The organism is Thiorhodococcus mannitoliphagus (assembly GCF_010915725.1).
In the GTDB taxonomy this organism is placed as follows: Bacteria; Pseudomonadota; Gammaproteobacteria; order Chromatiales; family Chromatiaceae; genus Thiorhodococcus; species Thiorhodococcus mannitoliphagus.
In genome coordinates this window covers 18,696-31,243 of the sequence record NZ_JAAIJR010000065.1, presented here as the reverse complement: position 1 = coordinate 31,243, position 12,548 = coordinate 18,696, and the positions used below count along the sequence as shown (strand labels likewise).

General features: G+C 54.7%; 9 protein-coding genes. All 9 read right to left on the bottom strand.

The features are described 5' to 3' along the window. The coding region (locus G3480_RS27915; RefSeq protein ID WP_206171741.1) for a hypothetical protein at positions 1 to 204 on the bottom strand (204 nt) is incomplete at its 3' end. A 149-nt stretch (positions 205 to 353) separates the two neighbouring features. After that, positions 354 to 2,432 (bottom strand): flagellar filament capping protein FliD, encoded by a 2,079-nt coding sequence (gene fliD, locus G3480_RS15590; protein WP_164654819.1) that lies wholly within the window; start codon positions 2,430 to 2,432, stop codon positions 354 to 356. A gap of 67 nt (positions 2,433 to 2,499) precedes the next feature. Next, positions 2,500 to 2,940, bottom strand: a complete 441-nt coding sequence (locus G3480_RS15585; RefSeq protein ID WP_164654818.1) for a flagellar protein FlaG — start codon at positions 2,938 to 2,940, stop codon at positions 2,500 to 2,502. A 74-nt stretch (positions 2,941 to 3,014) separates the two neighbouring features. Next, entirely contained in the window at positions 3,015 to 4,742 is a 1,728-nt protein-coding gene (locus G3480_RS15580) for a flagellin N-terminal helical domain-containing protein (protein ID WP_164654817.1), read from the bottom strand. A gap of 552 nt (positions 4,743 to 5,294) precedes the next feature. Next, positions 5,295 to 7,148 carry an O-linked N-acetylglucosamine transferase, SPINDLY family protein gene (locus G3480_RS15575; protein WP_338114152.1) on the bottom strand — a complete coding sequence of 618 codons (1,854 nt, stop codon included), beginning with the start codon at positions 7,146 to 7,148 and terminating at the stop codon, positions 5,295 to 5,297. A gap of 777 nt (positions 7,149 to 7,925) precedes the next feature. Continuing rightward, positions 7,926 to 8,882: a class I SAM-dependent methyltransferase gene (locus G3480_RS15570; protein WP_164654815.1), complete on the bottom strand. Its 957-nt coding sequence runs from the start codon at positions 8,880 to 8,882 to the stop codon at positions 7,926 to 7,928. Positions 8,883 to 9,087: 205 nt separating this feature from the next. Beyond that, positions 9,088 to 10,197, bottom strand: a complete 1,110-nt coding sequence (locus G3480_RS15565; RefSeq protein WP_164654814.1) for an FkbM family methyltransferase — start codon at positions 10,195 to 10,197, stop codon at positions 9,088 to 9,090. Continuing rightward, positions 10,194 to 11,258, bottom strand: coding sequence for a radical SAM protein (locus G3480_RS15560; RefSeq protein ID WP_164654813.1), 1,065 nt, complete (start codon positions 11,256 to 11,258; stop codon positions 10,194 to 10,196). The genes G3480_RS15565 and G3480_RS15560 overlap by 4 nt, the downstream gene beginning before the upstream one ends. Next, entirely contained in the window at positions 11,255 to 12,280 is a 1,026-nt protein-coding gene (locus G3480_RS15555) for a radical SAM/SPASM domain-containing protein (RefSeq protein ID WP_164654812.1), read from the bottom strand. The genes G3480_RS15560 and G3480_RS15555 overlap by 4 nt, the downstream gene beginning before the upstream one ends. Between the last annotated feature and the right edge of the window lie 268 nt (positions 12,281 to 12,548).

Here is a 12,548-nt window from a genome sequence, read left to right as displayed (position 1 = left end):
CGGATCAATCCCCGCGTCATCAAACAAAAGATGAGCAAATGGCCCAAGAAGCGGGCGCACCACCGACATCCTCCTCAACCGACCAAACCCTTCGAGGAGAGCATTGTGCTGTGCCATTGAACGGTATTGGGGCCAGGGGGGATTTCGGGCGGGATCGCTCGCATCGGGAAACAATTGATGGACACGCTCTAAGAAAGTGACCATCAACAACTTCCCCCCCTTTCGCAAAGGGGGGCCAGGGGGGATTTCGGGCGGGGATCGCTCGCATCGGCAAACAATTGATGGGTGCTTTCTTAAACGATGAACGAAGCTAGAAAGCCCTGCCCCCAGGCACCCCGAGACCGCTCAGCGCATCAACTCTTCGCCGTGAAGGGCAGTCGATCCGTTAGGCCATCCAATTGGCTGCCCGTCGATGAGAGGCTGTTGATGATGCTCTCCATCGCGCTGAACTGCGTGGTCAAGCGGATGTTCAGCGCATCCATGCGGGTATCGAGCTTGATCTGGTCCTCGTCGATACTTTCCAACTGTGAGTCGATGGTGTCCAGGCGCATGTCGATCGCGCCCGAGGAGCCGAGAAAGCTGTCGATGAGATTGGTTAGCTCGCCGGCCAAGCCACGCGAGAAGTTGACCTCGAACGCGCCCTGAGCGGTCGCACCAGCACCAACGGTGAAATTCAGGCCATAGGCATCCGAGCCGATCGCGGGAAGCAGGAGATTGCCGGCACCGAAACCCGCCTCACCGTTGATGGTCCCGACGACATCGACTCCCGTGGTTCCGCTCAGTGATGCGTCGATCCCCAGGTCGGCCATGCCGGCGCTCGCCTCGCTGAAGCTCACCTTGGAGACCGAGCCATACTCCCGAGACGTGAAGGTAAAGCCATCCGTCGCTGTGTCGAAGCCAACGTCCAGGGAAACACGCCCTGCCTTCAGCTTCTCGTCGCTGTTGATCCGGGCCTGCAGGTCCGCGCGCAATTCATCCGCGGAGGCGTAGGTCCCGGTCAGCTCGATGAGGTCGGATTCGACGCCATCGACCTTGATCTTGAAGCTGTAGCCGCCGCCCGATGCATCCAAGGCGGTTGCAAAGGTATCGTCCAGCGCATTGAAGCCGGCATCGGTAATGGCACTGGCTAGAAGCTCCCCGCGCGTCGGATCCTGAGTGATTTCGACGTTGTAGGTGCCCGCAGCCACCTCCGACACATAGGTTCCCATGTTCACAGACACAGCGCTATTAGTCGAACTCGTCTTGGTCGCGAACAGGCCCTCGAGCAGCTCGAAGTTGTTATTGATCGCGTCGCTAAACTCATCTTCCTCGATGGAGAGGCTGCCATCAAGTTCGGTACGGATGCCAAGATTGGTCAAGGCCGTAAAACCGCCCTCCGCACCTGGAACGATATCCCCAACCATCTGACGAACGCGCTCGACCATGAGCCGCGCCGACCCATCGCCGGCAAGATCGCCACGCACCAGCTGGTTGTCCTCATCGCGACTGTAGCCCACCAGATTCTCGGCGGTCTCCCGAAAGCTGTTGTAAGCCTCGACGAAATCGCGCACCGCCTGCTCGGCCGTGCTCGTGTCGGCCTTGATGGAATAGCTCAGCTTCTCGCCAACCGCCGCCTTATTGAGTGTGAACTCGAAACCTTCGATCACGTCATTGATGGAATTCGATTCACGCGATACCTGAAGGCCGTTGACCTTCAGCTGCGCATCCTTGGCCTGTTGCGTCTCGGTCACGCTCGCGAAGGTGGTCGCATTGAACGCGAATAGATCCAGGCTCGGATCGTCCACGCTGATCTCGAGCGCATTGGACGCGCCCGAGGGTGACGTCAGCATCAATTGGAACTGCCCATCCACCTTGAGCACCGAGGCCTGAACCCCAGATTTCTCACTGTTGATCTTCTCAGCGATGCTGTCGAGCGAGTCGGTTGCCTCAATGCTAATAGAGAATGCAGTGCGCTCATCGTTGACGGCAAAGCTGAGGGGCGCGTCGGCGGTGGCGGGGTCACCGTCGACATCATAGGTCCAGTCACCAAAGCGGATGCTGATCTCCCCGGATTTACCAAGCGCGCTGTCACGCTCGGCCTGCGCTGCCATGGCCAGGGATTGCGCGCTCGCGACCTCGAGCACCTCGATCTGATAGGTGCCCGTCTGAGCGCCGGCATTGACCTTATCCGCCGTGATGACGTCCGTCGTCGGCACCGAGACCGAGCGTGCGTTGAAGAGATCGTTGCTGCCCAAGGTTCCAACGACCGTCCTCAGTCCATCAAGCGCGCTCTTCATCTGACCGTAGCCAGAGATTTGCGCCTGCAGCTTCTCCTGGCGGGTATCCAGACGCTGCTGCTGCGGGGCGCGCTCGACCTCGACCAGTTGGGACACGAGATTGGTGATGTCGATCCCGGAGCCGGCACCCAGTGAGCTGATGATGTTGTTCGCCATAACGCTTGCTCCTGAACCTCAGATCCGCCCGATCCTCGTATCCCACCCCTGCACCGATGCTTGGTGGCTAGGCTTGATCGCTAAAGATCAGCCCGGCCAAACCTTCCACATACTCCGCAAACTTCAGTGTTTCCTCGCTCGGAATCTGGCGAACGAGTTCCTCGGTCTCCGCATCCAACACCTGGATCACCATCTGACCAGCATCCTTGTTGAGTTCGAACTTGAGCTGATGCTGGCCGCTCTGCATCATTTCATTGATGCGCTCCACGGCCTGCGCCACCTGCTCCGCCGGATCACCCTGGCTGCGAGCGTCTTTTGCCGCCTCATCCTTCGGCTCCGCCGATCGACCGACCGGCGCTGGCGTCTCCTTGGCCTTGAGCCCGGCGCTCACCCCAGGCTCCCCCGTTTGACTCGTGGCGCCATCGCCTTGGTGCTGCGTAACCGGCTGCTGGACATGCCGTATTGGTGGCGGATTCACCGCAACCGATAAACTGGATTCGCTAGTCATGACACTTGCCTATACTTGAGCCGGGAGGTTCCCCGCCGGGAAACCTCCCATCCTTTAGCCCTGAGGCCGATCCCTTACTGCAGCAGCGAGAGCACCTGCTGCGGGGCCGCATTGGCTTGGGACAGCATCGCCGTGCCTGCCTGCTGAAGCACCTGTGCCCGCGAGAGCGCCGCCGTCTCAGCCGCGAAGTCCGCGTCAACGATACGGGACCGGGAGGCCGCCGCGTTCTCGGAGACGTTGGTCAGGTTGTTGATGGTGTAGTCGAGCCGATTATTGACCGCACCCAGATCACCGCGCGTCGCGTTGATCTGCTCCAAGGCCTTATCGATGATGCCGATGGCCTTCTGAGCGCCCGCTGCCGTCGAGATGTCGACACTGGCGACCGAGCCCACACCCGAGGTCGCATTGCGCTCCAACAGACCGGTCACCGCCTTGACCTCGGTATCAGTCGCATCCGTGCCATACTTGATCGAGATCTCCTCGCCGCTCGAGGATCTCAAGGCGACTACGGAACCGCTTTGATAGGCGACCACGCCCGTCTGATCCGAGACCTTATTGATGGCTTCGATCGTATTGGTCACACCCGACGCTGCGTCAGCGCCTGCATCAATCGGGCCAATGTCAACGCCGTTGATGTTGAGATCCCCGGCCTTCAGATCAGCGGCGCCAGTCGCCGTTGCCGCCATCCCTGTCACGGTCCCCGCCGCATCCTGCGTGTTGAGACCAATGGCCGCCACATCGGTCGTAGCGACTTCCACCTTCACGCCACGCTTGTCGGCACTGGTATCGTTGATGACGAGTGAGAAATTCGTAGCACCATTTGCAATACCAGACGCATCCGCAGTCGTGCTATCCGTAACCGTAATCGACTGCGCATTCTCGGCTGTCAGGACCAATTTGCCCGCATCGTCGACCGTCGCCGAGATCGTCCCGCCGCTTTCTGTGTTGATCGCCTCGACCAACTGATTCATGTTTTCGGTGCCGGTAATGACGTACTTGGAAGCGTTTCCGTAGTTGTCTGTCAAATCCAACGTCAAGGTATCCGTGCCAGCACGAAGCACGCCATCACCCACCGAGGTCCCCTTCGCCTCGACCATCGTCGAGACCTGCGCGCCGAAGCCGTCGAGGTCAGTGTTGATCTGATCGATGCCGGCCTGAACCGTTGACGCACCTGTAACGACGGAGCTTAAGTCACTGACGGCCTGATCATTGATCGTCAGATCGCCGGCCGTGAGTCCCGCGAGTGCCGCAGAACCAGTCGTCTCCGCACTGACGATATCCCCAGAGGCACCACCGAGGCTCGACGAGCTCATGGAGCCGATCTCCATGGAGATGGTCTGGTTGGAATAGGCGCCCACTTGCAGGTCAACCTTGCCCAGTGTGCCATCCAGAATGTTCTGGCCGTTGAATGACGTGGTTTGCGCAATCCGATCCAGTTCGGACTTCAACTGTTTGGACTCGGCGTTCAGGGTCTGGCGGTTGCCGCTGTCGTAGGTGCCGTTGGCCGATTGCACGGCCAGCTCACGCATGCGCTGCAGGATATTCGTACTCTCCTGCAAGGCGCCCTCGGCCGTCTGCGCCAGCGAGATACCGTCGTTCGCGTTACGCACCGCTTGATTGAGTCCGCGCACCTGAGAACTCAGCCCCTGGCTGATCGCCAGACCGGCGGCGTCGTCCTTGGCGGAGTTGATGCGCAAACCGCTGCTCAGGCGCGTCATCGCCTGATTCTGCGAACTCTGCGCATTACTCAGGTTCCGCTGTGCGGTGAGCGACATGATGTTGGAATTGATGACCATTGCCATGAGTGTTCTCCTGATGGATTGCTAACCGCCGGACCCTGCGTCACCGTGCGGTACTCGGTGATATCCCTCGTGCAATCAATAACGGCTCGTGGCAACAGAACTTGAGACAGATCTAACGTGAACCGCCGCACACTTTAGATGCGGGTGCGGAAGCGGACTCGTGGTCTGGTCTGAGAATCGAGTGTGGCCATGCGGGCCTTCTCAGCGGGTGTGAAAAACGCCTGGCCTTGCGAGACAAGGCGCCTCGTTACGGGCTGGATTCATGTGGGAATCGCAGCATTTCAGCAGGTTTCGAGGCTGCCAATGCTGGGCTTCGACCCTCAATCCAGCGAAAGGAGGCACGGTTTCTCAGGCCAGTGTCTCGACCTCGAAACCAACCAGATGCCGATCTTCAAGCGAGAACTCCACGCTGATCAGAGGGATCTGCATGCACCCTGCAGGACAGTTGTCGGCATGGTTCAGTTCCTGGATCCGCCGCAGGGCACGCGCCTCAGGCGCGAGTCCCACCACCTTGAACGCAGCAGATCCGCAGTTTGCGACGATGCAAGAGCCTTACCTGAGATCCGCCGGCCCCTGCCCATGCTCACACCAGCGCCGCCACATCCCACGATAGGCTTGCTCCATCTTGCGTGCGAAGCCTGGCTCGTCGCGCCAGGGAGAGGCTTCGAACTCGGCGCGCAGGTTGGCGCGGATACGCGCCAGTGCTTCCAAGTCGCTGGCGAGGGCGACGGCCTTTTCGATGTATTCCTCCTCGGTGGTAGCGATCCATTCTGGGTGTCCAACACCTGCCAAGATTCCGCCACCCATCCTGCTCGAAAAAATTAGGTGCCCGAGAAGCGTAATGACTGGCACGCCCAGATAGAGTGACTCGAACAACGTCGTGCTCGAATTGTGCGGAAAGGGATCTAGCGTGATATCCAGGCTGCGCAAGATGTCCCATGGCGGCGTATGGCAACCAATTGACAATCGCTCTGGACAAATCCCATGGACGGCAAAGCGCTCAGCTAATTCCAAACAGGCTTTCTCGGCAACAAAACTCGAGCTATCGATGACCAGGCGAGCACCCTCAAGCCGTTGGAGGATCGTCGACCACACCCGGATCACCCGATCATTCATCCGGATGCCTCGCGTCAGAGTTCCGAAGGTGACAAATCCATGCACCTCGGCAGGCAAGGACCCAACTCCGCCCATCCCTTCGGATGGCCGGTAGACACCAGCTGGGTTAGGAACTCGCCAAAGCTGCTCGATGTACAGTGCATCGGAAGCATCTACGCTTTGGAAGGCATCGACGGCAACGTAATCGATCGCACGCAGCCCGGTTGTGTTGGCATAACCCAGCCAGGACACCGCGACCGGTGCCGGACGGCATGCGAATGTCCTCAATCGATTTAATGCCGTATGTCCAGACAGATCAACCAGGATATCGATCCCATCGGCGCGGATTCGCTCGGCCAGGTCAAGGTCGCTCACACCATTAGTGGGCACCCAATGATCGGCATAGGTACGAAAGCGTGCGGTCACTTCATCCTCGCGTGCAAGGTCTGCATAGGCCGTGACCTCCACCTGACGCTTGTCATGCGAGGCCATCAGCGCCTCCAGATAATAGCTCACGACATGCTTGCGAAAATCCGGCGAGACATAGCCCACCCGCAGACGGCGCTCAGGGTCACGAACGTTCGTGTGTGGTCGCCAATGACCTCGAAGCGGCGCGCCAATCACACGATCAAATTCCAGATGGGCCTCATAGATCTCTTGAGGGGATTTGTCCGGATGATAGCTCAGCAGAAACAACCGATTCGAATAGACCACGGCCGCGTTCTTGTCTGAGGCATTGATCAATCCCAGGTCGTAACAGGCCAACGCCTCGTCGAAACGCCCCAGGTCCTGAAGGCTGGCCGCCTTGACATTGTTGGCAATCATCAACTGCGGATCGATGGACAGGGCGCGATTGCAAGATGCCACCGCCAAATCCAGAAGCCCTTTTGAGCGGTAGGCTGAACCGAGGTTGCTGTGCGCCTTGGGCTGATTCGGATCGATCTGCAGGGCGCGCAGATAGCAGGAAATCGCCTCATCAATACGCCTGAGGTCCTGAAACACCATGCCAAGTCCGTTGTAGGCACCCTCGCAATCCGGATCGGACTTAATGGCAAGCCGAAAATAGGCGATGGCCTCGGATTGCTGGCCAAGCTCGCGCAAGATGTTGCCCAGAGAGGTCAGGCATTCCGAATGCTCAGGGCTCAATTCCACAGCCTTGTGCATGAGCGGCAAGGCGGCCTTATAATTTAAGCGTTGCATCTCGACACTCGCAGCGGCCTGCCAGCCAAACGAATCGCTAGGATAACGCTCGATGAGACGTTGAGCGAAGGACTCCGCTGGTTCCAGGCGCCCCTGCAGCAACAGCGACACAAAATCATTGCGGTTGGCCGCAGAGACTTTAACCACAGGATTGCTAGACGCTCGCCCGCCCCGTTTCCGATCGGCCCGAGACCTTGCGCGGGGCTTGGCTGATTGATGCGCGGGCAACGCTTTCTTGGATTCAGAGCCTAGATTATCGGCGGAAACCTGTGACCCAGTCACGGACCCGAGAACTGTATCGCCTATCTCTGCCGAGGCGAGAAACTCCTGATCTGAAATGGCCCCTAGGATCTGCGCGCGCAGCGAATGTGCCGACGGGGTATCGATTCCGAGCGCCAGTGCCTGATCAATGACCATCAAGGCTTGTTGAGCTGATCGAGCGATCAGCAAACCCAGTGCCCAGCCCTCCCAATAACCTGCCGTCGAGCTGGATCGCTCGACGGCTCGACGCAGGTGATCCAACCCTTCATCAGACTGCCCGAGTTCCAAGAGCAACGCGCCTAGCCGATGATGCGTTTCAGCCAAGTTGCCGTCGAGCGCCAGCGCAGCGCGGTAGAGGTGTTCGGCAACCGTTAAGCGGCCTGATTCGTGGTGGGCGGTCGCCTGCTCGAGCAAGGCGCGACAGTCGGTCATGGGCATTCAGCTTAGTCTTCCGGACGGGGTTGCTTGATCGCAGATTTCGAGTATAGCCAGTAATTCTGACTCACATAGGCGCATCGCGTGCTGACTGCCACGCCCATCGCACGAAAGCCAAGCCATGCAGAAGCGCTAAGCGAGATAGAACTCGGACTTATCGACGATAAGCACATCCTGTTCTCAATAGCACTACTACAATGACACGATGCGGCCGGTCAGTCCCATTGAGCTAATCTCCGCCATGATTTCTTCACTGTAGACAGCCACTGCCACGAGCACGGTCGCCCCCAAGTGCCTCATGAGCGCTTCGGGTTCACGGACGGGGCGCCCCAAAATTTCTGTGCCCTGTTTATGGCGATCACTATCCACCCAAAAAGCAATTCTACATTGTGCCAGCGCAGTCGTTGCCAGTAATCGGCTAGAATAATTTCCTGCGCCCCAGATTACAATCTCTTCGCCACTAGACACCAAGTCATCAATCAATTGGTTGGTTGCCGTACGACTAGACGTGCGTGCCACATAGTCGCGTATTCTCTCGCGCGAGTATTGTACCCAGTCCGTTTGCGGTCTATCATCATTTACGTAGGCGCAAAAAATGACAGGTTGCATGGAAGTACCAATATGGATATCCGTTTTTTGCAAATTTCGTATGGACATACCGTGAAGCAAGCCCAAATTGAGTAGAGACGTTTCATCAAAATGGTTTATGTGCTCAATATTAAAATAGTCGAAAGGTACGTTGTCGTAAATGTAGTAGCGGGCAGAATCGGGCACACAGACTAGTAATAAGCCGTCCGTCTTAATCAAGACTTTGATTGCATCTATCATCTTTGATACGTCACAGATATGCTCTAGCACCCCCGACAGAATAGCACAGTCGAAATTCTTCATATCCGTATGAGTAAAAAAACTTCCTTGGACAGCATCAATATCTTCTACCAACAAAAACTCTACACATTTCGCCGAAGGGTCCATTCCAGTTAGCTGGCTATAACCGCGACACCGAAGATCGCGTAATAACATGCCGTTCCCACATCCGATATCGATAATGCGTGATTGCCGCCTTGGAATCACTAACTCTATCCAGTTAGCCCTTTCCGAATACAATCGCGTGTCAGTTTCAACATGAGAAGATTCGTAGTACGACATCTCTGCATAGTACTTGTCATAGACGTCCTGACTGGCAGAGGTATCTGAGAAGACACATCCGCACAATTCGCAGGAAACAATATCGTAGACTTGCGGAAGTATATGCGCGCTATGAAGAACGAAATACTGTGTATGAAGGATTTCAGCGCTTCCCTTTTGACCGCATATCGGGCACTCGCGATTAAGCTGCTCTTTGAATTTTCTCTTAGATAGCATATAACACCGTTTCAGTCTGATTGTCGGTGTAGTGCCGCAGATAAAGGCGATAAGCAGGATTCAAGGATAAAACTAAAATTGGGATATCAAAAAGATCTTCGCGGCGGTGATACACGCTCACGGCCAACTTAGGTTTCCATCGTCGGATGGTGCCCCCTGCGCCGAGAAGGGCGCGTCGTTCTGCACCCTCGATATCCATCGAAATGTAACTAACGCGCCGACCAAGGAGTAGATTATCCACTGTATCAACGTCCAGCGAGTAACCTCCGAATCCGGTCGTGGCCTCCTCCGATATGCGAGACCCCCCCTCGCGGCCATTATGAAAATAGAGAACTTCTCTCTTATTCCAGACCCCGTACTCGATGACTTCCACGCCATATAATCTGTTCTTCGTCAGGCGCTCTTGGAGAACTTGACGGTTTCTCTTATCAGGTTCTACAGCGATAATACCAGCATATTCTCCTTGGGTCCTGCGCGCAAACTCAATTATTGCATTGCCGCCAAATGACCCGATATCCATATACACCTCTTCGCTTCCGAGCTGAATAATATCGTCGTCGAAATACTCGCAAGTCGTCTGAATAGTTCTGTAGTAGTCAAAGTTACCAGATATCTTTGCGTTTAATACATTAACAAAAACTTTCTTCGAATACTCATCTGCTAGTGAGAAATAGACTTCCTCAAAACTATTAGCATACTCTCTTAAATAAGAGTAACTAAATTTTTCTCCGCACACCTCGTAGCCTCGAAAATACCACACCCGATTCTTTTCACCGGACCTTTCTAAAAACGAGAAGATTTCTTCTTTGTATTTAGGCCCCGTGGAAACGACGATATGATAGCCTCCTTTCTCACGAGTAAGCTGCTCCTTCATATCCACGTAACTCAGAACGGGAAGACCGAGATAAGTCGACCCATGCCTATCGGGATTGCTATCACATAAAGCAACCGGAAAAATTCCATTCTGAGTCAAATAGTTCCATATATACCAGGAAAGCTCGCCCGCACCCCATTGTACGACAGGTAAGCCGGAGTCACGGATAGCGTTTAAGCTAGCAGCGTCGCTATGTGGAACCTCACTGATCAGATCCAATATCACGTCATTGCCTCGTCTGTTGGTCCGCCAGGACTACGCAGTTGCCTGACAGGCACACCATCGATATCGTCTTTCATATAGTAGCTGCTCTTGAAGAAATCGCAGTGCCCGCACGACGAGTGCTCATGGGCGCGTCCCTCCAGTTGCATTTTCAGGAACTCGTACCAAGCGGTTGACATCCATAGTTCCTCAATACTCATAGTATCTACGTTACCCAGATTTGTACCGCCGATAAAATCTACGCAGCAGGGCGATACGCTGCCATTGCTGCGCACCGCCAGGGTAGTAAATCCCATTTGGCAGGCTAAGCGCGGCCTGCTATATTTTCGAATATCATCCCGTGCAAGCGATAGCTTTTCACCGTAAAAACTACCAAGAAAGTCAGCGCCCTCGACCTCGATCCATCCATGCGGTTTATCGATAAAAGCCTCATCCGCCACGTCACGGTACATATCAAAGAAGCGCTCGTTCTTCTCGTCGTAGGCATCCATCATCTTAACGCTGACAAAAGGCCTCAAAGAACCCCTCCGCCGCTTAATAGCCTGCAATTGAAGCAGATTGTCACGAATCGCCCCGATCTCAACGGTTGAACGCGTTGTCGTACGGTGAGCGATCTGATTGGTGGCGTAAATAGACACCCTGAGATAGTCGAGCTGCAATTCAACCATTTGCTCAGCTATGTGACAAGTAAGGAGCGACGCGTTGGTCGTTGTCTCGATTCGTTCAGCAATACCAGCCTCCCGGGCGATCGCGAGCATCTCTAAAAAGTCGCTGTTGATCAGAGGCTCTCCGTAAAGGCTCAATTTCAGAACTTTGAAGAGAGGACCAGACCATTGCCGCGCTTGCTCAATCACGCGTTGAAATCGAACAAGCGGCATATTCATACGATTGCGAGTGAAATAGTTTGAACTCTTAAGGCTTTGAAAGCACTGCGTGCATTTGAAATTGCATAGACTAGATGGCTCGATCAGCAGCGTGAACGGCTTGGCTAACGGCAGAATCTCCCGAAGATTCTGGCGCTCGGTGCAATGCAGGCGGGTGAAGGGGATCACGGTCTCAATCATGGACGCAATTTCTCAACCGGGAAGCCGTCGACGTTGTCAGCGTCGGGAAACAGCTTAAACCAGTCGCAATGAGCGCAGATCGGGTTTTCGTGTTTGTGGTTCTGCAAATGCATCCTACGAAACTCGAACATGGCGTTTCCGGACCACAGTTCCTGAAGAGTGCTGTCGTTGCAGTTACCGATTTTCGTTCCCTTTGCGGGATCATGGGTACACATCAGACAATCGCCGATGTTATTGATCACCATAGACATGAATGGGCGAGAGCACGCGATGCGATGTGCGTTCAAGCTTTGCGCGTATTCATTGTAAGCGCGTTCACTTCTTACACTATCGCCGTAATACATTTTCACCAAATCATTACCACTATAGTTAGTAGCGTTGTGTACTTTTTCTAATCCTATCTCGTCGGCTATGCCTTCGTACATTTCATAAAAAAGATTGTTTTCATCTCCATATGCGTCAAACATCTTTACAAAAATACAAGGTGCACACCTACCTTTTGCGTCACGAATATCACGCAAGCGCTTGATATTATTTCGTATTTCTTCAATGGCGCACCGACTGCCAGTAACATCCAGGTGCCGATCTGGCGTCACCGCGTATATGGAGAATCGGATTGAGTCGATGCCAACATCGACCAGCCGCTCGGCGACATCCCCACTTAACAACGAACCATTTGAAAAAGTATCAACTCGTTCAGCTACTCTTGCCTCCTTTGCCAACCGTACCATCTCGATAAAATCCGGATTGATAAAAGGTTCTCCTAACATGGCTAAACGTAGCAGTTTGAGCGGAGGTCCGGACCACTCCCTCAATTCGGAGATAAGTTTTCCGTAGAGCGCCATCGTCATATGACGCAAAGGCTTTAAGTCACTACGGGTATTTTCAGAACCGTGCACACATGGGGCGCACCGGAAATTACAAATGTTTGTCGGCTCTACGAAAAGAGCTAACGGCTTTCGAAGCGGCAAACGACCACGTAAGGGCGGCCGATCTTCAGAGATTATCGTAAACCGCTTCATGCGACAAAATCCAAAATCATAACGGTAGGAAGCATTTTACGCTCTGTTCATTAAAAAATATACGCTAAGCAGTTTGCTTTTCTCGCAGAAGCGACATGAAAAATCATTAATTGGTTATTGCTCTGAATCTGGATACTACACGCAGCGACCAAACTCATATCGGTTAATCAATCACTATGAACTGGAAGTCCATAGCATGAAGTTCGGACTGAAAGTCCTCGGTCCGCAGACAGAACTGTGGACTAAAGAAGACTAAGGAATCGCTACG